The sequence below is a fragment of the Shewanella sp. 0m-8 genome, assembly GCF_052977265.1.
Genome location: NZ_JBRIMB010000001.1, coordinates 245,310 through 267,786 on the forward strand (window position 1 = coordinate 245,310; position 22,477 = coordinate 267,786).

Sequence of the window (22,477 nt, forward strand, 5' to 3'; positions counted from 1 at the left end):
AAACGCCTTTTTGCTGGGCATTAATTAGCCATCCAAATATTTTTTAAACTTAAACTCTCGTTGAAAATATCTCGATTTCAAATGAAAACCGGTTTTACAGGTTTTGCTTTTTTGAAAATAATTCAATTTTATCATTTACCTATTAAACTTCATTGGAAACCTATTAATATATTATAACAATAAGTAATTAAAATGTCATAAGCTATTGTTTATAAATAAGATTTGACAGGTGGCACTCTGTGGCTATAATCCATTCAAATTAGTCTTAAAACTGTAATCATTATGAGAAAAGATCGAGTTCAAGCTAAGCAAAGATTTCTGGGTAGTACCTATGTAGGGTTTAATTCTAATACAGGTAACACAGCTATTCTTGAAAGTAATTTAGAACTTATATTTTGGCGAAGAGAACTGTTTTTCAATACGCATAAGATTAAAATGCAACCCTCGCCACTTAAACATTATTGCAACGGCAGACTGGTTAACTACACTCCGGATGCCGAATATATGAAAGATGGTATTCATTACGTAGTCGAAATCAAATATTTAAAAGACATCCTTAAACCTGATAACCAAGAGAAGTTTAAGTTTATTAAGGCTGAATATAAACTACAAGGAAAAGAATTCATTACGGTCTCGGAAGAGGAATTATATAATGGGTATGAATCCGAAAATATCGCGATGTTACTTCCATCATTACGGCATCCCTCTCCTTTACTCGAAGTTAAGGCACTGCAAACTCTACTTAATGAAACTAAATACACTTATCAAGAGCTTCTCTATCTAGCTGATGAATTAGGCGTTAAACGTGTCTTTGTTAAGCGAGCAATCGCTCACAGGTTATTTTATGTCGACCTTTCATTGCACATATCGAATTGGCTAGTTAGTGGTAATCAATGATGAAAATATCACTCAGAACTTCAGATCTCTTAGTCAGATACAATAATGCTTTAGCTCGTATTCAGCTTGCGGGTAAGGAACATGTGACATTAGTATTTGAGAACCAAGTATATCCACCTCTAGTCCTTGAAAATAGTGCACTGGAAAGTGCTTATGGTGAAAACTTATTCATTGTTAATGATGTCTCCCCTCTTTCTAGCAACGTTAAGTTAACGCCAGAAAACAAAATGGTTATAACGCGTATAAATACCTATTTAGAGGAGCTTAGAAAGCTGACAGGCCCCAAAGGGGTTGGAGGATTAGAAAAGCGGAAGTTAGCCATTGTAAACGCAAGCAAGTTACTTGATGACTCAAAACCGCCTTCACCGAGTACTCTTGGTGAATGGGCTAAAGATGCCAATGTCAGTATTAATGGCGCTAGTAATCGTTACCTTAAACCGATCAAACGAAATCGAAGTACACAATTTAATTCAGAAGTTAAGATCCTTGCTTCGGATACGATTAATGAGTTTGTTATAAAACCGATGTCTACATCGTTTCAAGCAGCATTTGATATTTTTGTTGATCAAGCAAAGCTCCGTAATCTCAAATACCCCTCTTTAACGACGTTTACTAAGTGGATTAAGTCCGTGGAACCAAAATTAGTGAATAAAAATAAATATTCACGCAATGAACGAAAGAAGTTATTCCGTAATGCTTGCGAAAAAATGCGAACTTCGCGGCCTTTAGAGCGAGTTGAGGCTGATGCTGTTCATTTACAAATTGGGATCGTTGATGAAAACGGTACCTATCTAGGTCCATTATTGATAGTTATTCTAATCTGCGCTCATACTCGCTGTATTGTTGGTTACTCGATGAAATCAGGACGTGGAGAATCAGGGGCGCTTGTCGTGAGTGCTATGCGCCATGCACTGTGCCCTAAACCCGAAGGAAGTTTTACTTCTCGAAACGGTAACCCATGGTTTTGTTATGGGGTATTCGAAAAGCTAGTGGTTGATGGTGGTCCGGGATTTACTTCAACCGTTACTCAGAGTTACCTCATGTCAATTTGTAACTCTACGATTGAAACTAATGCTTCAAGTTCCCCCTGGCTAAAGCCTTACGTTGAGCGCTTTAATTCTACTGTTAGGATGAACTTTGCTCCATTTATACCTGGCTACATTGGCATTCTAAACGAACAAGTGGCTAATGGTCTCAATATAAAAGATAACGCAGTTCTGACTTTATCTGAGGTAAGAGGACTGTTCGAGGCTTGGATTGTCGATGAGTATCACCATATGCCTCTTACAAGCTTTAATAATCAAACACCGTATCAGTTGTGGCATAAAGCTCTTGCAGAAGGTTTTGTACCTGAAGTGCCTCTCAATATTGAAAAAGTGATGTTACCAACTGGGGAGATCCGTGATGCAACAATCTCCGGAGATAGTTGCCATCTTGGTGTTCAAATCAACAAAGTTAGATATAACGATGACAATGGCTTGCTTAAAAATATTGGCTTAAAGCTAAAAGCAGCTGGTAAGCCCGTTAAAGTTGAATGCCACTATTCAGAAGTTGATGTCTCTTCAATCTCTGTGGTTAATCCATTTACAGAAGAAGTATTTATCGTCATGGCGACAGATAAGGACATCATGGTTGGCACCACATTAGAGGAGTTTAAGGCTAAAAACCCATCTACCTATCAATCAAAAGGGTACCGTCATTCCAGAGTTTTGGCTGATGTGCCACTTTTAAAACAAAAAAAAGAAGAGCTACAGCAAAAAAGAACGACGTCACAAAAAACAGGGAGTAGAAGAGCAGTACCAGAAGATTTTGACCGTGAGATACAAGAACAAACTCAAGCTAATAATCGAAGTACTCCAAAGTTATCAGAACAAGATCCGTTAGCAGGTTTAGACCTTAACTCTATAAAAAGACTGAAAACTAAATAGGAACTGCAATGAATGTTTCCCTCCCCCTGCCTATCGATATTGGTGGAAATATTAGTCAAAAGCTAGACCTAAACCAAATGCCAAAACGGTGTGTTGAATACCTTTTCATGACAATCGAACATTCAGGGTTTGAAAAAGCGACAGCAGCTTTAGAAGCATGCTATGAACTATCAGGCTTAGAAAGTAATGGGTGTATCTTGACCGGTCCTCCTGGTGTAGGAAAGTCTAGAGCTATTCGATCTTTTGTTACTGATATTTACTACCAAGATTGCAACAGAGCAACTACCGAGCTGACTCCTTTGCCGATACTGTCGATTCGAGTACCGGGCAAACCAACTTTGCTTCGAGTCATTGAAAAAATACTACAATCAGCCGGTGATCTGTCACCTACAACACGGTCAACGCAATCGGCACAAACTCGCTTAGACAGATTAATTGTCCAACGAAAAGTTAGAATGATTATTTTTGATGAGTTCCAGCACTTATTACGAAAAAATGCGATGGTCAGAACCAACGATGTATTATCGTTTATCAAGGTGTTAATGGACGATCATCGTTTAAGTGTCGTTTTTGCAGGTTTACCTGAAGGCGAAGATGCTTTAACTGATTTCCCTGAGCTTAGGCAGCGTTTGTCCTTCGTTGACGCAAAGCTCTATCCATTTAGTTTAGAAAAGAATGGGCCGTCTAATAGAGATGACTTCGTTGCTTATTTGCTTGCTATGCAAGAAAAGTTTGCCGAGCTGAATGTAAAAGTCATTCCTATTGTAAGTAAAGATATGGTGCCACGATTATGGTTGGCGACCAAAGGGACCCCTCGGCACATTAATCAGTTTTTCATGCGGATGCTTAATCAGTACAAAGAAGGTGATTTCATTGATAAAGAAAAGTTTCAGGAACTTTTTAAGACGTGTCCTTTTCATAGAGCCTTAGGAACATTTGAACCATTTACGGCTCCTTCAGAGCAAGTCAAAAATAAAATTAACGATATAAAAGAGTAAAACTATTTTATGTTTGCTAAGAATAACGTCAGCTTAATATTAGGTGTCAGACCCTTCCCTTCGGAGACTGAGAGTCTTACCCAGTATTTATTGAGATTAGCGTATCTTAATGGCTTTTTTAATTTAAGTGTTTTCCTCAGAACAATCGGGATGAATAAGGTCAAAACGTCCCGATTTGGTCTGTGGTCAGAAGAGCAACTAGAAGATCTGAGCCAAGCTTTAATCGAGGCACTGGGCCGAAATGTAGATGACGTCATAGAGCTAACTAGACGGGCCGATCAAAATGGATGGCTGAATAAGGCCGGACGTGTGTTTAAGGAGTTGATAGTAGACTTCCCAAGGTTATGCCCTGAATGTACGATTGAGAATAGTGTATTAGATTGGCGCTGGTCCATCGGTGTTATCGGTCGTTGTCCAACTCATCGATGCGGTATTATTGACAGTTGTCCCCACTGTTCAGTACCGTTCAAATGGGATGCTGATCTTTTCGAGTACTGCCCCTCTTGCAAAAAGAATTTAGTCATCAACTCTGAGGATAAATGGCTAAAGACTCCGCTGTCACCACTAGAAATATCCCTCTGGCCTTCACCTTCTGGTTACCTCAAAATAAACGAAGATGGCCTTACTGATGTATGTAATGCTATCTACGCAATGGCTAGACCTTTAGATCCGCTTAGGCAAAATTGGGGACGCATTCCTTACAGCTGCAACCATCATGAGTTGGTACTTAAAGCGGTACATCTCTTAGAAAGCCAGCAGTTTTATAATCAATGGGTTAAGTTCGCAGATGCGGAGTGGAGAATGACATGTCTGAATTTAAACCCTGCCAGATTATTTAAAGCAAGCTTGCATAATACATATGGTTTTGAACTAAAGAATTCATGGCCTTCAATGGTTATTGAGGAAAAAACACAATATGTCCAAGCAGCAAGGCTTGCCTACTTATCACGAAAGCAAGTTATTAAGCCTCAAAAGCATTTAGATGTAACGTTATTAGGTATTCTTCTAAACTTAGAGCCTGTCAGTATTAAACAATTACTTGATGACAAGGTTCTAGCAACGAATAATTCAACGTTGATCAACTCTACGGATGTACTTAAAGATAAGTTGTTTGACACTGAGTACGTTCTCAAAGTTTTCAAACGCTTTTCTCGAAAAAAGCACATCGAAAACCCATTATCAATTGATGCAAACTCAACCTTATTCGCAACCTATGCCACCACATATTCAGCGCTAATGAATGCAGTTGTTAATGGTGATATTCGAGCAAGATTTCCTAATTTTCCAGATCTAAGCGAAATAATAGTAAACCAGACACAATTCTCCTCTTGGCTGCTTCAGTCACTACAAAACGCCTGTGAAACAGCCTTACCCATAGAAATCGTTGCTAACGTGCTGAGTGAAAACTGTAATGATGTAAAGCTACGTGTAAAGAATGGTGATTTTTACTGGGAGAAATGGAAGCGGAATGGGCAAGCTTGGATCAATGGTGCGTCCTTCGAGCACTTTTTACAACAAGACCCAAAATCAAATAACCGCTTATTTAAAGATCTGGTTACCGTGACATCTGAAGCACTGTAAAACAAAGGAGTTAGCTGTTATGAAGCCGTGTGAGGTACTTACGGAGAGGATCCATCTACAATTTCCATCAATTCAGCTATTGGACTCTATAATCGTTGAACCAGAGTGGGTATTTGTAACTCTTAGGTTTATTTCCTCATTAAACAAGCTCTTACTCGATGGCCAAACATTAAAATTATACCAAGTGAGTATGAATAACCTTTTGTTTCCGACTTTCATTATTGATATGCCATTAAACAATCAAGAAACCATAGAACAGCTATATAAGCAGTGTGAAATATTCATAGCAAAGAACAGGCTGAATACACTTATCCGCCCTGAATAGTGGAGTGAATAAATCGGTTTTTTATAAGCCAAAAAAGATTTAAAGTGAAAAAATTTCACTTCATGACCGAACTATTATTTACCGCAATCGAGATAAATTCGGATTGGCAGTTAACTCACCTAATAGGCATTTCAACCAAGAAAGCTTACCGTAAATAGCCTCGTTTACGATGCTTTTATCCCGCTCAATAATTAACTTATAGGTATATTTCACCCGCCTAGCAAAGATTGCATCGTTTCGACGAATGGATATTAACTGATCATGCCTAGAGTACTGAGCTATGGTATAGAGTTGCTCTAATTCAGCATTTAGGGTTTCGATAAAATGCAGAATCAACTGCTTACTCCAGAGTTGATATTGCGCTCCTTCCTGATGTTGAGGAGTCTTTAAATGAAATCGCAACTGTAAATAGCTGAATAGCTTGCCTAGTTCGCAATCAAAGTTAACCGTATCACTCCAGCCTTGAGATAATAATGGCCACATTGTTTTCATAGTCTTGAACTTGTAGTCATTTAATGCGGAGTTATACGCTGAATCAAGAGCATTCCACTGACTTGTTAATTGATGAGCCTTGCAGTCTCTTCTCAATCGGTTATACCTGATCACAATCGTACTAGCATTAAAGGGAAACTCTTGTAATCCATTACTCTTGATAAAATCGAGTAGTTCGAGAGTTTCAGATTCAATCCTGTCTAGTATTTGTTTATTCTGTTTGATTTTTTCCAGGGCTTCTTCTCGGGCCAATCTATGTCGGTGGCTTTTGATCGCTTGGGCATACAGTAATGTTGAATTAATACGGTTAGTTAGGCGTATGCTGTAGTCCTTCAAAGGACATTCAGCACTCAAGTCTTCTAGTTTCTGCACGATATTGTCGATTCTAGCGACACCTTGATTAAGGCTAAACTTTATTTCCGTTCTTAGTGCATTAATATCATGTCTTAAGCTATTTATTCCTCCAGCGATAAATTGGCGATTACCTTGATTTTCAGTAAAAGTAAGCAAGTGGTCATTGAGTTTAAAAATTGCGTTTTGATATGGATAATTATTGGGTAGTTTGTATAGGATATTGTTCGCTAAGCACTCTGTTACTTGTTTGTTTGTCGGCTTTCTACCGTTCGTTTTGATCCGCCATGCGTAGTCTCTGATTATTCGAATGTTGCATGCTAATTTTTTTCGCTCTTCATTCCGATAGTAGCGCTCCAACTTAACTAGCATTTGCCCTATACGGTTAGTATTGAGGTATTCATCACCAATTGCTAATCGCCAATCATTAAAGTTCTTATATGAAAAGTTTATGCTCCAACCTGCATTAGGCTTTTCGCTAAATACTGAAAAATATTCAAATCGAACTTGTCTAATGACACCGGCAAGAACGCCTCTATTGGCTTGTCTCAATTTTGCTTTAGCTTCCGCTAAAGACTTGGACGTTTCATAGGCGTATGGGAGGTGTTCATAAGGTGAAAGAATAAGTTCTGTAAACTCAACCAATTCGTGGTGATTAACAGATTCAATTTTTTTTGTATTCTCATTAAACTGATATTCAGGGTAATGTGTATCGAACATTAGAGTGCTGTGAGTTCTACAAGCATCTAATGCACGATTACTGATAGTGAAAGCATTGTTTTGTGGTCTTGTTTGGCCTTGGTAAGATGTTTCCTCAAAATTTGACCCATACATTATCAGTTCATAAGTCCCTTGATTCTTTTGTCTGCACGCAGGACTAAACAACCACAACAGGTTTATTCCCTTATCTCTAAAAAAATGCTCTCGTTCTACAACCGTTTTAGGAGACAACCACCAACGTGCTAACTCTATAACCCATTGATTACCTGATATATCTGTAAATTGAACGTCTGGTTTTCTACGTACATTTAGTTCGTGGTCACTTTTGAAAATATATTTACCTGAATCAACACTTTCTGGGATCACCTTGGAACTACTATTAAGGATGCGGATTAGTTCTGATTTAGTTTCAAAATGCCATAGACCCTCACCACGGTAGATCTGCGAAAACAAGGTACTATTGATACCTTTGTAGAAAGAACAAGCGAGCATACTTTCAAGACTGGGAGCAAGATGACGATTGTGAACAAAGTGGGGAGACTTATCATCTGTGCTACTTGCTCTTGTAAATAATGGGCAATTACATTCGCTACAGCGGATGAAGACCTCACCGTCATTTTCACTTTCAGCTGTGAGTCGTTTTAATCTAGCAATGTCGTGAAGCGAGATACCATCACTGATCTTAGTGAGCACCTGCGATGCGATCAGTGGGTACGGGTGGCCAGTCAAATAAACTTCCCACATTTTATGTCTAGCAGTTGTATCCATACATTCTAAACTTTATAAGACGTGAAATTAATACTTTAAAAATATACTCTTATGAATTTTAAAAGAAAAGAAATAGCAGTCTTTCATTAGTAAATTTAGGTTTGCTTTTACCAGTCACTCGAAGCCTCCTATCTCCTTATGCTCAATGTATTCAAGCAAACTATGGATACCAGCGTCTCCAAACTCTCTCACTACTTCGGATGGCGTTAAATCACCAAATGATGGAATCCGCTTGCTTATGAACCACTCCCAGGCTTGGTGCTCATCATCAAACCAGTATTGAATTCGTTTCAAAATCGATTGAATACGACTAAGTCGCTCAGCACTGGCTTTATCGCTTAAGCCAATTAAAGAAGAATTTGAAAGACCTGAAAAATAGGCTAGCTTTTCTACTGTCACATCAAAAGCTTTGAACCACTCTAATGGCTTAATATCATTAATTGTGTCATCTAGGTTCTCTTTCATCATATGTTGACCGGTTCAGAATTCATTCCTTCATTATAGCCTCTTAGAGCCGTGAGTTTATTCAAAACTAGTAGCCAATTTAAAATATATTCAAGTGTAAATAAAATCACTCTTTGAGATGCCTTTAGTGAACAGGCATCATGAAAAAATAACTATGTTTTAATGCTTTAGGTGAAGACAGACGAAGGGTCTTTAATTAGACAATATAAGCAAATTAGTATAAAATTAGTATTACTTATAAGTCCTCGTAGTCCATTCATAAATGGAGCTCAAATCGGAGAGATTTGTATTGATCCGGGCTTATCATTTCTAACTACTACAAGATCCGGTGTTAAGGTTTGGAATTTGGTCAATCGATCTTTTCTAAACTTGGGTAACTTATTGATTCCCGCTAAAGAAGATCCGACCTTAAAGTACGATTAACATTTGGGAATTGTCACCTAATTTGAGAATCTCAGTCAGCTTGTGTATTTAGAAACTATGACTTGGCAAACACATGCTAAAGCTAAAACCATGTAGGCATTGTCTGCTGTGGCTTAAAGCTTGTGAGTCTAATCCTGTGAGCCATTTTTTTATGGCTCTATCTTGCTTCAAAACATTCTCATTAACTCTATCTAATTAACCAGATAAACGAGACGCTGCAATGGATTAGCGCTTTTCTTTGCTGCATGTTTTTTGTTTAGCTCTGTGTTCAGTTCTATGTATAGCCCTGTGCATAGTCTGAATAAGCTTAAAACAAAGCTCTGTTAGTGCTGACTTTCTGTAATTGCTTACTTTGCTCTGAATTACATCGGTTCTAAATGGTTTAAGATCAATGACCGTAGCAGCCAATCTATTGAAATTCGCTGTATTTATTTGAACGCTTGATAAAATGCTTACGGCCTGACGATATCGGCTTACCCAGTTGCTTAAGTTCGCAAAAGGCGCTGTAGAATAGCTGTAGCGCCTTATAATATTGGCCAATAATGAAATCGCTTAAATGAAAGTCATAATGAGAGTTATCTATCAGTGACTATTACTTTAATTAGTCTGATAGTAACTCTTCATTCATACCTGTCTCTGTCTCTGACATGGTTTTGGGTTTTCTTTGTAAGGCGTATATAGGCAAGCCTAATAAAATCAGAAAGAAAGAATAAAAGACAATCTCCTGCCCTGCTCCCAAAATACAAAACAAACTATATACAAAGGTGCCAATGCCAAGAATGATGGCGCGGTTTCGTGCTGCTGATGGTTTATCCTGTTTTAAAAAGTAGAACTCTGCAATGGCACATAAGGTGTAAGCCATCAAGGTCGCTAACGTCGCCATCATCACTAAAAAAGTGAACGCGCCGATTAAGCCTTTGGTGTAATTCATTATCAATAACACCGAGACAATAGCGCCCGACACGAGTAAACCGAATGTTGGCGTGCCATTTTTAGACAAACGTTTAAATCGCTTTGGAAATAATCCATTGCTCGCAATGGCCATCGGCATCTGTCCACACATTAAGGTATTCGCATTTAAGGACCCTAGCGTCGACAATAAAGCACCAAGGGTCACGACTAACGCGCCAACAGGACCCATTAACCGTTCTGCTGCTAACTTAAAGGGCGCAGTTGAATTTTTAAGTTCGTTTGTAGGCACCGTTAGGTTCACCGCTAAACTCACCAATATATACAAGACTAAGATAGTCAGCACTGAGGCAATGATGGCTCTTGGGATTGTTTTTTCAGGTTTAATCACATTACCCGCTGGAACAGTGGCAGATTCAATCCCTAAAAATGACCACATAACCAACATAGTGGCAGCTGATATTGCTGCGATTGGTGATAACTCTGTCGGATTGAACTCAGGTAGCATCTCCGGCTGCATATTGATTAAGCCCAATAGCGCGAGTATTAACAAGGGCACGATCTTTAAAATGGTCGTGATGACTTGAAAGGTACTACTGCCCTTAATCGAGCGAATATTTAAACCGACAATAAGCCAAATTAAGGCTAAACATGCAGCTAACCCGGCTTCATTGTGCTCTGCCAGTATCGGCACATAAGCGGATAAATAACTGATAAATGCAATGGCGACGCTTGCTACGGCAGTTAAACAGGAGATCCAATAGCACCAGCCGACAATAAATCCGGCCATAGAGCCTAAACCTGAGTCAGCGTAAATATATAAACCACCGGTTTTAGGTATTCTGGTTGCTAGCCTTGCGAATGTCAGTGCAATCAGCACAGTACCCGCGCCAGCAACCAACCAGCTACTCAATCCTAACATGCCATAAGGGGCCAATAATGTCGGCATCATAAAGATCCCCGAACCAATAGCGCAGCCTACGGCAAGGGCCCAAACGCGCCAAAACCCCATGACTCTGTGGTCTTGGGGATGTGCAGTTATATTTTGTGTCATCAGATGTCCTGGCGTTAAGCCGCTTGTTGAAATAACTCAATAATGGCTTTTAGATCATCATCATTAATATTTAAGTGGGTAACCAGTCGCATCTGCTCCCCTGAAGGCAGCAAAATATTGTTATTGGCTTCACGCTTTGCAAGGCGTTGTCTCATTGCTTCGCTAACGCTCACATATAACATGTTTGTATGGGCTTGGCCGAGAGGGATCCCTACACCGTCAATTTGTTCTAATGCCCTTGCTAATTCGTTGGCTCGTCGGTGATCTTCGCTCAAACGATTTATGTTGTTTTGTAAGGCATACAAGCCCGCAGCCGCAATAGTTCCTGCTTGGCGCATACCGCCACCTAACATTTTACGCCAGTGTCTAGCTTCGTCGATGAACTCATTTGAGCCAACAAGTAGCGAGCCAACAGGCGCCCCTAAGCCTTTTGATAAGCATATTGAAACACTGTCAAAATCTGCGGTTAAGGCTGCAGCGCTCGTGTTTCCGTCAACAACAGCATTAAACAACCTTGCGCCATCTAAATGCATGGCTAAGCCATGGCGCTCTGCTATCGCCTTAACGTCTTGAGTGTAACCGCGAGGTAAAGCGAGACCAGCATGAGTGTTTTCTAAGCAAATCAACTTGGTTCTGGCATAGTGAACGTCTTTCGGTTTAATGGCTTTTTCCAGTTCGGATAGATCCATGGTTGCATCGCGTTGTAGCGTTAATGGCTGGGGCTGAATACTACCTAATACCGCAGCGCCGCCACCTTCGTAAAGATAGGTGTGCGCGACGCTACCAACAATGTACTCATCACCGCGGCCACAATGAGACAGCAGTCCCATTAAGTTGCTTTGGGTGCCAGAGGGACAAAATACCGCGGCTTGTTTATTAAGTAACTCTGCAGCATATGCTTCAAGTTGCTTAACGCTAGGATCTTCACCGTAAACATCATCTCCCGTTTCGGCTGATGCCATTAACGCGCGCATGTTCAGGCAAGGCTGCGTGACGGTATCACTGCGTAAATCGATTACTCCTGCCATGGTGTTTTCCCTTTTAAGGTTAACTTCTTGCTGATGTAGTCTTCTCGATTAGTGTAACCGCCAGCAAGATGACGAAAACCGCTAAAGGCTGTGCGCGCATGAAGTACACGCCAATTATCAAACCATACCGCACGGCCAGGTTGTAATTGAAAGCTCACCTGAAACTTAGGGTCGTTAATTAAACGCTGAAACAGACCATAAGCATGATAAAAAGCCTTTTGCTCACTAGCACTTAGCATAAAGGGGCTGCGATCAAAGTTATTAAAACAAATTTGTTCAAACTGGCCATTGATATCTTCGCGCACAACCTCATGCTGACCTTTTAATTGAATGCCGGGCTCAATATAATGCGCAGGCACCTTAATCTTGGTCAGGATCTCATAGGCGGCTGGATCTTCATTTTTAATGGTTTGAGCAACCTTAAAACCGTCGGCAAATTGGTTGAAGGCACCTTCGCCGTCAAAGGCTAAACAATGCAGTAACTGTAATCCAGGAGGATCAAGTGTATAGGTGCTATCGGTATGTAGACCTATGCCAACACTCGTGTAGGCACTGTCGCTATGAGCGCCATTATTAGAAAAGTCCCATAAACTACCAAATACGGTATCTCGGATATACCCGACTTGATTGAGCAACTTTTTAGTGGCTTCCATGTCCGTTGGCATGCCCGAAAATGTGACTAAACCATATCGTTCCATACTTTCTAACACAGGTAAAAAAGCAGCATCGTTAGCCGTCACCTGTTCAAAATCAAAATCTGGGACTTGGTTTTGTAGCTCGTTAGCCCATAACTGATATGCCGGCTCTTTGACTGGCGTAAATGCCATATTAAACAGAAAGTCAGCATCAAACTCGCTCACTACATCGGCATCCAACCACTGAATGCACAGTTGAGCGCCGTTATTAATCACTTGGAATTCTTTTAGCTCAGGGACTGCTGGTAAGGAAAAGGTGTCAACATCTCGTTGTAATGTACCGGGGTTAAGGCTAGAAGCATCGGTACTGTGATCTCTCAACCAAAATAAACTGAAGTGTGATTCTTTATTATTAGAAAATTTAATCGAAAGACTTTCATCCACACGTTTACATTCGTGAATAAACATAAAATAGATCCCTAAGTTAACCTGTCAAATAACAGTTAACACCGCAAAGAAAATAACAACCACCAAACTTAACATTAACAAGTTACAACAATCAAGCTGTAAGCAAAGAGCTTTACCGGGAAGGTCTTAAAGCCATCTTCGGCTAATAATATTTTCATTATGTTAAATTAAGTGGTTATCCTTTTATCCCTAGAGGCTATTATTATTATTCTATTTTGTCAGGGTCGAAATATTAAATTTCCGGCCAAGCCTGATCCGTAGAGCTAAAAACTATTTTCTTTATTAGCGTTAGTTAAAATAGCTGCTCTGCACTGACTCGTATTTATTTCTTTACGGATAAAATGAGATTAAAGCAAAGACAGCCATACAAGCCAGCACTGCGGCTTCATCAAGCAAGGCTTGGGACTTAAACCACCCCTCCCAAAACCGCCCCTTACACTTATCTTCAGCATTGGCCTTTCTGCCAATGGGTTCATTAAGCGCCCGCAACTCTTTTGAATGCGTTAGCAAGAGATATCCATGAGTCGAAGTCGGTACTCTTTTACCCGCTTATTGATGATTGTTTGTTGATAAGATTTAAGAGATTCAGCTTTAATAAAATCGTGATTCAGGCTATCGCCTTTGAACAGTTTTTGCCATTACGTTACAACCTCGATATCTGACCAGCTCTTAGCCAGCTCAGCATCAACCCGCAATACAAGGTGCAGATGATTACTCATCACGGCAAAAGCACAGATATCGATTGCGAACACTTCAGCCAGCTGCAACAGCCGACTTTCGACCCAGTCACGCCTATGCTCATAGGATTGTCCCGTGTGAATATCAACCCCACACAGGAATGCCTTTCTAACACAGCGACTTATGCAATGATAATAAGGGGTATCTTCCAAGCTGACTAACGCTTTTCTTGGCGTTGGCATAACACATTCCTCTGTTCAACCTTAACTAAAGCCTAGTAGAAGAATCGCTATCCAACAGTTTGGGGTGTCTTGGTTATTTTGTCGTCGAACGCGTCCAAAACTCAAACATGGCTTTATTGTGTTAGCTCGCTGCGAGAGCCTCAATAAATACCTTTAGATCGGCTTTAATTGCTATCGCCTTGGTGGCAAGTTTAGCTGGCACTTCGGCATGATCTAGATTGACTCTAACCAGATGTGCATTAGGCAGACTCTGTGTAATTTGCTCCATCGGCATTCTAATGACTGTGGGAGTATTAAAGCCTGAGCCCAAATCGAGCAACAACACCTTCTTATCCGCGACTTGATTTAACCAATCTATAAGCTTAATTCTGTCAGGTTCATGGACCGAATCGATAAATGAGCGATCAATTCGAGCGTGGATAAACATTTCACCTCCACAATTTGGACAACGAGGAATGGCAATGTCATCGGTTAACACTTGCTCATCGGCATCGTAATAAGGTTCCATTCTGTCCAGGAATGGTCGAATATCCCAGACTTGCTGGCTACAAGGCGTTGTACATTGGATTTTTCCATAGTCCCCTTGAGGCGAATAAAATCGGTTTTTATCAAAGCCATTCTTGTAGAAAAGGCCATCTACATTTGATGTCATCACAAAGTAGTTTTTATCCGCTACGGCGCGCCGCAGTTGTCGATATAGCTGATTGTCATCTTGACCAAAGTACACATATTCAAGGTGTGCCTTGTAATAACCCCATTGCTCTAATTGAGTCCAGTGTGGGTAGCCCATCAGCTGATATTGGGCCGTGAAGCCTTTTTTAACCCAACCAGGAAATACCTGTTCAAATTTATTCTGATCGAGGTAATTGATCCCGGCAGCAGCACTCAAGCCAGCACCGGCCCCAATGAGAACCGCATCGGCCTGGTTCAATAATGCCTGTATGCTGGTTAAGGTTTGTTGATCGAGCGTTCTAGCTTTCATCGCTGACATACATAATCCTCCATTACTGCTTGGTATACATGGTGGTCATATTCACTAAATACGTTGAAAACTATCGTCTCGAACGAGTCTGGGTTTTCAGTTAACCATTGAGTCACGGTATCGAGTGCGACTTTCGTTGCTTGCTCAATCGGGTATCCAAAAATGCCTGTCGATATAGAACAAAAAGCCAGGCTGTGAATACGCTCTGTTTGCTTGGCTAAGGTTACAATGCTGCGATAGCTGGCCGCGAGTTGTTCTGCATGGTTTGGTAGAATCTTATTTTGTACAATAGGCCCAACGGTATGGATCACAAATTTAGCGGGTAAGTTATAAGCTCGGGTGATCTTTGCCATGCCTGTTTGTTCAATATTGCCTTGTAGCGCCATAATCACCTCACAATCGGCTCTTAACTGCACCCCTGCTCGATTATGGATCGCATTATCGATGCACTTATGTTGAGGTTGAAAACAACCCAGCATTTGGCTATTGGCGGCATTCACAATTGCGTCAGCCGCGAGTGTCGTAATGTCCCCTTTCCAAAGCACAATTTTGGTATTACCTAGGGTTAAAAAAGGCTTTGCAGCTAAGTCATTTACATCGGTTATCTCACGTTCGTTGCATTCTATCTGTAATAACTGCGTCAGTGCATCGGTACTCTCTGCTGATAAATAATTTGCAGGCAAAACCGTTATGGCGTTATCCAATAATACGCGCTGGCTTTGAGCGTCGTAATCTTGATAATTTGTGACCCCGAGTGATTCCAGCACCTCAGAGAGTTGTTTAAGCAGCTCGTTAACTAATTGGTCTTTGCCCTTTTGAGAGCTAAAGTCGGGGTTAAATGGCTCATAAAGCGCTATTTGCTGAGCATAATCTTGGATATTGAGTCTGGTCATTGTCACTTTGCTCTGATGCTTACACGAATAAAAAGGCCGCTAACTATCCATATGATAGCTAACGGCCTGCTTGTTGCTAGTTAGTTGTACTAGCTGCTTGTACTAGTTAGTCATTCTAGGGCGGGTTAGAAGCCAAATTTACCGTTAGTATTTTTCCACTCAGATTGAGCCGGAATCGTTTCGATGGCGTCCCAATGCTCAACAATTTTACCGTTATCGAGACGGAATAAATCGTAGAAAGCCACATGTTCATTGGCAAAGACACCTTCACTAATAGAGACAACAAAATTGCCCTCGCCGATAATTTTATGATTGGTGTCATACTTCATCGCTAGTCCTGCTTTTGCCAGCTCTTCGAGTGCCTTACCAAGACCACTTAAGCCATCGCCAATGCTAGGGTTGTGTTGTATGTATGCGCTGTCTTCGTTGTCGATGAACTTGTTTATCTGGCTCATGTCGCCATTCATCAAAATCGTTTTAACAAAGTCTGCGACGATAGCTTTGTTCTCTGCCGTCTTATCTAGGTCGGTAATGGCCACGCTGCCGTCAAGCTGAGAGTGTCCACTTGGATTTACTGGAGCAATTTCTTGCAAATTATCCCAGTGCTCAACAATTTTGCCATCTTCAAAGCGGAATACATCGAAACCGACTTTAGGACCAAAAAAGTTGTATTCAGTATGAAGCACAACGTAATTGTCATCTTGAATTGCACGCTTCACACTGGCTTTCGCGCTACCTTCTGGCAGAGCTTGCAGCACCTCTCCAAATCCCGCTAATCCATCGCCAACGGCTAGATTATGTTGCGTATATTGCGCTGCATTAATGTAGTTGATTGCTGCTTGGTCGCCTGTTTCGATGCTTGAAATTACGGCTACCGCTTTCTCTTTATTGCTCATAGACTCTGACTCCGATGTTACATGAGAACAGGCCGCGAGACCCATTACGCCAATTACAGTTAATGTTTGTGTGAATATTTTTGATAGTTTATTCATTGCTTCCGTCCTTGCCCGAATGAGATATAGGTTAGTGGACAAGGGATGTTTTTGCAGTGTTGAAGTATGCCGAAAAATGGTCAATATCGAACCTTACAGAAGGCAGCGTAACTAACTGGTTGAAAATTAAGGTAATAGCTGTGTTTAGGGTTGTATTTAGAGCGATAGAGGTTTTGGCTGTTACCGCTATAAGACGGGTTTACTGTATTTCGTCTGAAATTGTGTCGGCGTTAGCTCGGTGAGTTTCTTAAAATATTTAACAAAGTTACTGGCATCCTCGAAGCCGAAGTCATAGGCCATCTGCTGTGAGGTCGTACTATTAATCACTAAGCGTCGTTTCATCTCAATAATGATAAAAGCGTCAATCATCTGCTTTGCGGTTAAACCGGTTGCCAGCTTACATACTTGATTAAGGGTTTTATAGGTGGTGTTGAGTCGATGTGCATACCAGTTGGCGTCTCGCACCCGAGAAAAGTTTTGCAGCAACAGTTCAAAAAATCGCGCAAGGCGTACATTTTGCTCTATCGAAAGCCTGTCGTGAACGGACTCTGGTCGTAAGCGATGAAAAATCAACGCGAGCGCAGAAAAAAGGTACATGACTATCAAGGGATCGCAGTTCTCTTGTTGCTGCTCGGTAATCATTTCAGCGATTAATGTGCGAGTACGCTTGCGATCGAGTTCGCTCAGCTGTGCCAGCGGTGAATGGGAGGCGTTAAGATGTGTTGGCGTGTAATCTGGCAAGCGCATATTGCTATGCAAGCGGTCTAAAAAGGCTTGAGTGAACAGTAATATTTTACCTTGTGGTTTCGATGATAGATCAAAGCTATGTACTTGTTCACGCTGCACAAAGATAATTGAGCCGGGTTGGAATGGATACTCTACAAAATCCACCATGTGGCTACCTTGCCCTTCTTTAATACAGATGAACATGAAAAAGCTCACCCGATGGGGCATTTGTGGATCGTGATCTAGGTTAGGTCTCGAAAGTAGAGAAGCAAGCTCAAAGATTTCAAACTCGGCCTGGTTGGATTTTTGATGGTTGAAACCTATTTTCGGGATGGGCATTAACAGCACGTCCTACAGAGTTTGATTAGTTTAAATCGCTTATATTGTAAAAGGTGGCAAAGGATTGCCTAGCTAAGCTTAGCATTGTTGAACTTGTGATGACAAAGAAACACACTTGATGATAGGCATGTTTCTCTTTTAAAATAGGTTCTTGAACTATTTCAACGAATAGCGAGATAGAAACTTAATCCATTATTTTAGGTGGTCTTACTGTCCTTTTGTCTGGCCAATTAGTTTCTTAAATCATGCATTGTTCAATGCTACGTGGTAATTAGATGTATAATTCATTAGCCATGACGATAAATAGTGACTTTATTTCGTCCAGAGTTTTTTGACTCATAAAGCGCTTTGTCAGATGATTCAAACGCTTCTTGTAATTTCATTTTGGACTCAGAGTAAATAGCACCTATTGATATAGTAACGCCTATGTCATTGATGTTTTCACTATTTATTACCTTTAACAATTCATCTGCTTTTTTATTAAACTGTTCGAAAGAAAGTTCACCATTAAAAATAACAACAAACTCTTCCCCGCCCCATCGGATAGCGAGATCAGTGGACCGCATTGAGGACTTTATTCTATTTGCCACTTCTGAAATCACAATATCACCGACAAGGTGCCCATAAACATCATTGATTTTCTTAAAGTGGTCTATATCAATTAGACACATAGAGTTAACTGACATATCTTTATTCATAAACCTATCTTTACGATAGAAACCAGACAAACTATCAATGCTGCTTTCGATATAAAACCGTCTAATGTATGCAGCAATTAAAAAGCAGCTGTGTATTATTAGTGTTAATACCAATATTGCAGCACTGCTATAAAGTAGTGGCGTTTTTATGGTTAGCCCTACTTTTTTGTTTTCAGTTTTAAGCGCTAAAGATTCGTAAACAACCGTGCTTATGTTATTACTGTCTTTATCTGACATCTCAAACCAAGTGAATTTTTCATCATTGAAGTCTGATATAAAGTCGCTTAGAAAATCAGCTTTAATATCAATAACTAAAACAGAAAAAACATCACCTTCTAAATATAATGGATAATAAATTGAATATAACTCTTCATTAGTGCCAGATTCTATATAAGGCCCAAAAACCCTCACGGTTTCAAAAACAGTTAAACCACTGCCTTTTAAAGTCTTTTCTATATTTTCTAATTTCAAAATACGTTCTAAGTAGTTTCCCTCTGCAAAATCCCTATCATAAAGGTGAACGTACTGCTCTCTAAATGGCTTGGGAATGACATATTCTGGATATACATTCGCGACCGTCCATAGATTGTCAGCTATGATGGGGTTTCTTTTTAATACACTAAATAGGTTATCTATATGCTTAGATAGGTCTCGAATTTTCTTATCTTGAGAACCTTTGACTATGACCCCCTGGCTTAAATCACCAGCTGGTAGAGAAATATACTCACTGTTAAGGCTGTTGACATTAAAGCGGTATATTGCATCACTAATAAAAAGGATGTTAGTTAAAAACTTACTATTCAACTCGCTCTTATTAACAGTGACAAACAAATTAACAGCACTTATAGATACAATAAAAGATAAGCAAATGCTAAGCACGTTCCTTTTTGTCATAATATTTACTATCCGGTAATGGTTATAAAAAAGTGGTCACAACTCAAAATTATTTTTCAACAAGAATCCTTTATCAAGATTTCTTTATCAAAAGTGCTTTGTTAAGAATATTTTGTTAAAAATCTTTTATTAAGAGTTCTTTGTTAAGGGTTCTTTGTTAAGAGGTAATCGCTACATATCAATAGCTTAACGTTAATTTTAATGGATTTGCTAATCTGATAAATCCTGTACATATTCATAAATTCTGAATACTAGTTCAATCTTAAATTATATCATAGATTTCGCATTGTATTTTCCACTAAGAGCGAACAAGATTGCCCACTCAATATGCACAAGCAATAAAAATCCCGAACATAGGTTCGAGATTTTTTTCTACATATTAAGGCTGTGTCATTGCGTGGCTTTGGTAAGTGCTCTCTAATCTCCGTCACCGTTAATCGAGCTAGATTAACGTTCACTAGGTATTAGGCATTAGAAGGCAATAAGCACTTGGCATTAAGCATTAAGCATTAAAAATTAGACATCTTCTCTTGGCATCGTGATCATCACACCCAGACCTGGCTCACAATCATGTAAGGTAATAGTGCCGTGATGTAGGCCCGCAACCGCTTTTGCCAACGAGAGACCCAGCCCCAAGCCACCATCGGTACGGCTTTTATCGACACGATATAAACGTTCAAAAACACGCTCCCTTTCTGTTTCAGCAATACCGAGCCCATTATCTTCAACCTTGAGCCAAACCAGTGAGGCTTTATCATCCGCGCCGCAGCTGAGCTTGATCACACTGCCTGCAGAGCAATATCGCAGCGCATTTTCTATCAAGTTGGCAATTTGCTGGATCAGCAGTTCTCGATCGCCTTGGATCAGTAACGGTGATTGGGCTTTATGGATCTGCAACTGCATTGCGGCATCTTCTGCAACATCGACATAAATTTCGGCGACGGTATCAACAATCTGGGTTAAATCCGTTGTCGTGAAGCGGCTTCGTCTCGCGCCTGACTCAATTTGAGTAATGCGTAACAACGCATCAAAAATAGAAGCAAGACGTTGAGAATCAGCCAAGGCATGGTCTAACTCATTGTTAAAGCTCTGACTTTGCGCAATTGATGATGCATCAGCCTCGTCACGTAAGGTTAGTAAATTGTGCCTCAAACGCGTGATAGGCGTTTTCAGCTCGTGGGCAATATTGGACGAAATATCGCTCATCGCCGCCACAGAGCCTTCTAAACGAGAAAGCATTTCATCCACAGAGACAGATATTCTCGCCAGATCGTTATAGGTGTTTATCTCGCCCGTTCGTGCCGACAAATCACCGTCTGCCGCCGCGTTCAATACTTGTTCAATACGAGATATTCGTTGCTGACTAACACGGCTCATCGCGACAACAATGGCAATGGTAAAGAGTGATACTAAAACGCCAGCAAGAATAAAACCTGTGGTAAGCACCGCGATAATGTCGTCATCTTCAATCGGATCTTCGTCGATATCGTGTTTATCACCTGTTGCCCGTAGCTTTGATTCTTTGACTATCTCACTGTTCTGTTGACCCAGTTCATAGTCAACATAGAGAATGGTCACGCTGGCCATAAGCACAAGACTAAACAGCGACACCAGAGCAAACATCACGCCTTGCTGGATAGCAGAGCTTTTCATCCACATTGGGAGTCGATTAACGATTCGCTGAAGTGAGACTTTATTTTGCAACATATCAAGGAGTCTGCGTTTCATTTAGCCTCCTCAATATGTCGATGTTCTAACTTGTAGCCTGCGCCTCGTACGGTTTGGATCAAAGTGTCGCCAAAAGGCTTCTCTATTTTATTCCTAAGACGACTAATGTGAGTTTCGACAACGCTGGTTTGAGGATCAAAATGAATATCCCATACGTGTTCAAGCAGCATAGTACGGGTGATCACGCGGCCAGGATGACGCAAGAATAATTCTAGAATACGAAACTCTTTAGGCTGTAAATCCAATAGCTTACCTTGACGTGTTGCGGTATGTTCAAACAGGTTTAATACCACATCGCCAAAAGTCAGTTGCGGTTTAGTGTCGGTTGATGTCAATCCGGACCGGCGAGAAAGAGCGCTAACACGCGCAAGCAGTTCAGAGAATGCAAATGGCTTAGTGAGATAATCATCACCTCCCGCTTCCAATCCTTGCACACGGTCATCCACCCCGCCTAAGGAGGTCAAAAATAAGATAGGTGTTCCCACTTGCGCTGCTCGAAGGGCCTTAACTAAAGACAATCCGTCTAAGCCCGGCAACATGCGATCGACGATCGCCACATCAAAGTGTTCCGTCATGCATAGGGTCAACGCATATTTGCCATTTTCTGTCACCTCGACTTGATGCCCAGCTTCACGCAGCCCTTTTTCAACAAAAGTGCTCAGACTCACATCGTCTTCAACTAGTAACACTCGCATGACGGTTCTCTCTCAGATCATAGGGTAACGTCGTTGTCGCTTAAGCCGCAACGATAGGGACATTTTGTTGTTCAGTTGGCGTTGGTTCTGCCACATTAGTTGGCATCGTTTCCGCTTTATGCTGTTGCCATTTCATCATAATCACCGCTGCGATACCAGCTAATAAGCTCGCGCCCAGCGTAACCAATCCTAGTATGAAAAACAGAGAGAAAGAGGCTAAACCAATAAGTGCTTTTGGTCCATTTTCACGAAGGATTTTAAGCCCTGATGGTATGTTTGACGACCATTGTTTCGATTTGTTAAGCAACAGTTTCACTTTATTAATACAGCATTTGACACTGTTTAACCAAGACGTCGACCTTTTCGAGCAAGGCTCAGCTTCTTGGTTGGTATTTTTTGATTCAGTTGATTCAGTTGATTCAGTTGATTCAGTTGATTCAGTTGATTCAGTTGATTCAGTCATTAGATCTCCTTGGGGTCATCAAAGATCACGAGGGTGTAACAGATTCTGTGTAACTGCAGTTTTAGTTAATATGTTTCACAAGTCTGTCTTCAAACTCAATAATAA

17 protein-coding genes and 1 pseudogene are annotated in these 22,477 nt (G+C 40.6%); 4 read left to right on the plus strand and 14 right to left on the minus strand.

The genetic code is table 11. The features are described from left to right. Positions 1-282: 282 nt before the first annotated feature. Genes ACVBIO_RS01090 through ACVBIO_RS01105 form a run of 4 tightly spaced genes read left to right on the plus strand, consistent with a single transcriptional unit; the run spans position 283 to position 5,404 of the window. Positions 283-897 carry a hypothetical protein gene (locus tag ACVBIO_RS01090; RefSeq protein WP_447171800.1) on the plus strand — a complete coding sequence of 205 codons (615 nt, stop codon included), beginning with the start codon at positions 283-285 and terminating at the stop codon, positions 895-897. Beyond that, positions 894-2,825, plus strand: a complete 1,932-nt coding sequence (locus ACVBIO_RS01095) for a hypothetical protein (protein ID WP_447171801.1) — start codon at positions 894-896, stop codon at positions 2,823-2,825. Before ACVBIO_RS01090 ends, ACVBIO_RS01095 begins: the two co-directional genes overlap by 4 nt. Positions 2,826-2,833: 8 nt before the next feature. Then, positions 2,834-3,823 carry a TniB family NTP-binding protein gene (locus ACVBIO_RS01100; RefSeq protein WP_447171802.1) on the plus strand — a complete coding sequence of 330 codons (990 nt, stop codon included), beginning with the start codon at positions 2,834-2,836 and terminating at the stop codon, positions 3,821-3,823. A gap of 9 nt (positions 3,824-3,832) precedes the next feature. Continuing rightward, entirely contained in the window at positions 3,833-5,404 is a 1,572-nt protein-coding gene (locus tag ACVBIO_RS01105) for a TniQ family protein (RefSeq protein ID WP_447171803.1), read from the plus strand. A gap of 403 nt (positions 5,405-5,807) precedes the next feature. Here the strand turns inward: ACVBIO_RS01105 and ACVBIO_RS01110 are convergent, their stop codons facing one another. From ACVBIO_RS01110 to ACVBIO_RS01175, 14 genes and pseudogenes are all read right to left on the minus strand, one after another. Beyond that, entirely contained in the window at positions 5,808-8,060 is a 2,253-nt protein-coding gene (locus tag ACVBIO_RS01110) for a hypothetical protein (protein ID WP_447171804.1), read from the minus strand. A 114-nt stretch (positions 8,061-8,174) separates the two neighbouring features. Next, the gene (locus ACVBIO_RS01115) at positions 8,175-8,528 is read right to left on the minus strand and encodes a hypothetical protein (RefSeq protein ID WP_447171805.1); all 354 of its coding nucleotides are present in this window, start codon (positions 8,526-8,528) and stop codon (positions 8,175-8,177) included. A 1,021-nt stretch (positions 8,529-9,549) separates the two neighbouring features. Continuing rightward, positions 9,550-10,911: an APC family permease gene (locus tag ACVBIO_RS01120; RefSeq protein ID WP_447171806.1), complete on the minus strand. Its 1,362-nt coding sequence runs from the start codon at positions 10,909-10,911 to the stop codon at positions 9,550-9,552. Positions 10,912-10,925: 14 nt separating this feature from the next. Further along, the gene (gene ltaE / locus ACVBIO_RS01125) at positions 10,926-11,939 is read right to left on the minus strand and encodes a low-specificity L-threonine aldolase (protein ID WP_447171807.1); all 1,014 of its coding nucleotides are present in this window, start codon (positions 11,937-11,939) and stop codon (positions 10,926-10,928) included. Then, a complete protein-coding gene (locus ACVBIO_RS01130) occupies positions 11,927-13,042 on the minus strand; it encodes a trimethyllysine dioxygenase (protein WP_447171808.1) in 1,116 nt (371 codons plus the stop codon). Before ACVBIO_RS01130 ends, ltaE begins: the two co-directional genes overlap by 13 nt. A 360-nt stretch (positions 13,043-13,402) precedes the next feature. Beyond that, positions 13,403-13,962: pseudogene (locus ACVBIO_RS01135) on the minus strand (transposase); the annotation flags it as partial. A gap of 121 nt (positions 13,963-14,083) precedes the next feature. After that, positions 14,084-14,953: a hypothetical protein gene (locus ACVBIO_RS01140; RefSeq protein ID WP_447159265.1), complete on the minus strand. Its 870-nt coding sequence runs from the start codon at positions 14,951-14,953 to the stop codon at positions 14,084-14,086. Further along, positions 14,941-15,837, minus strand: a complete 897-nt coding sequence (locus ACVBIO_RS01145; protein ID WP_447171809.1) for a protein-ADP-ribose hydrolase — start codon at positions 15,835-15,837, stop codon at positions 14,941-14,943. Before ACVBIO_RS01145 ends, ACVBIO_RS01140 begins: the two co-directional genes overlap by 13 nt. Positions 15,838-15,962: 125 nt before the next feature. Further along, complete coding sequence (locus ACVBIO_RS01150; RefSeq protein WP_447159267.1) at positions 15,963-16,829, minus strand: nuclear transport factor 2 family protein; 867 nt, start codon at positions 16,827-16,829, stop codon at positions 15,963-15,965. A 186-nt stretch (positions 16,830-17,015) separates the two neighbouring features. Continuing rightward, positions 17,016-17,894, minus strand: a complete 879-nt coding sequence (locus ACVBIO_RS01155; protein WP_447171810.1) for an AraC family transcriptional regulator — start codon at positions 17,892-17,894, stop codon at positions 17,016-17,018. Positions 17,895-18,181: 287 nt separating this feature from the next. Further along, a complete protein-coding gene (locus ACVBIO_RS01160; RefSeq protein WP_447171811.1) occupies positions 18,182-19,486 on the minus strand; it encodes a GGDEF domain-containing protein in 1,305 nt (434 codons plus the stop codon). A gap of 516 nt (positions 19,487-20,002) precedes the next feature. Beyond that, positions 20,003-21,214, minus strand: coding sequence for a sensor histidine kinase (locus ACVBIO_RS01165; protein WP_447159270.1), 1,212 nt, complete (start codon positions 21,212-21,214; stop codon positions 20,003-20,005). Further along, entirely contained in the window at positions 21,211-21,909 is a 699-nt protein-coding gene (locus ACVBIO_RS01170) for a response regulator transcription factor (protein ID WP_447159271.1), read from the minus strand. The genes ACVBIO_RS01165 and ACVBIO_RS01170 overlap by 4 nt, the downstream gene beginning before the upstream one ends. A 40-nt stretch (positions 21,910-21,949) precedes the next feature. Continuing rightward, positions 21,950-22,372, minus strand: coding sequence for a hypothetical protein (locus ACVBIO_RS01175; protein WP_447171812.1), 423 nt, complete (start codon positions 22,370-22,372; stop codon positions 21,950-21,952). Positions 22,373-22,477: the final 105 nt, after the last annotated feature.

Coding starts and splice junctions, on each gene's coding strand:
- ACVBIO_RS01090 (WP_447171800.1), top strand. CDS start 283: ATGAGAAAAGATCGAGTTCAAGCTAAGCAAAGATTTCTGGGTAGTACC.
- ACVBIO_RS01095 (WP_447171801.1), top strand. CDS start 894: ATGATGAAAATATCACTCAGAACTTCAGATCTCTTAGTCAGATACAAT.
- ACVBIO_RS01100 (WP_447171802.1), top strand. CDS start 2,834: ATGAATGTTTCCCTCCCCCTGCCTATCGATATTGGTGGAAATATTAGT.
- ACVBIO_RS01105 (WP_447171803.1), top strand. CDS start 3,833: ATGTTTGCTAAGAATAACGTCAGCTTAATATTAGGTGTCAGACCCTTC.
- ACVBIO_RS01110 (WP_447171804.1), bottom strand. CDS start 8,060: ATGGATACAACTGCTAGACATAAAATGTGGGAAGTTTATTTGACTGGC.
- ACVBIO_RS01115 (WP_447171805.1), bottom strand. CDS start 8,528: ATGATGAAAGAGAACCTAGATGACACAATTAATGATATTAAGCCATTA.
- ACVBIO_RS01120 (WP_447171806.1), bottom strand. CDS start 10,911: ATGACACAAAATATAACTGCACATCCCCAAGACCACAGAGTCATGGGG.
- ltaE (WP_447171807.1), bottom strand. CDS start 11,939: ATGGCAGGAGTAATCGATTTACGCAGTGATACCGTCACGCAGCCTTGC.
- ACVBIO_RS01130 (WP_447171808.1), bottom strand. CDS start 13,042: ATGTTTATTCACGAATGTAAACGTGTGGATGAAAGTCTTTCGATTAAA.
- ACVBIO_RS01140 (WP_447159265.1), bottom strand. CDS start 14,953: ATGTCAGCGATGAAAGCTAGAACGCTCGATCAACAAACCTTAACCAGC.
- ACVBIO_RS01145 (WP_447171809.1), bottom strand. CDS start 15,837: ATGACCAGACTCAATATCCAAGATTATGCTCAGCAAATAGCGCTTTAT.
- ACVBIO_RS01150 (WP_447159267.1), bottom strand. CDS start 16,829: ATGAATAAACTATCAAAAATATTCACACAAACATTAACTGTAATTGGC.
- ACVBIO_RS01155 (WP_447171810.1), bottom strand. CDS start 17,894: ATGCCCATCCCGAAAATAGGTTTCAACCATCAAAAATCCAACCAGGCC.
- ACVBIO_RS01160 (WP_447171811.1), bottom strand. CDS start 19,486: ATGACAAAAAGGAACGTGCTTAGCATTTGCTTATCTTTTATTGTATCT.
- ACVBIO_RS01165 (WP_447159270.1), bottom strand. CDS start 21,214: ATGAAACGCAGACTCCTTGATATGTTGCAAAATAAAGTCTCACTTCAG.
- ACVBIO_RS01170 (WP_447159271.1), bottom strand. CDS start 21,909: ATGCGAGTGTTACTAGTTGAAGACGATGTGAGTCTGAGCACTTTTGTT.
- ACVBIO_RS01175 (WP_447171812.1), bottom strand. CDS start 22,372: ATGACTGAATCAACTGAATCAACTGAATCAACTGAATCAACTGAATCA.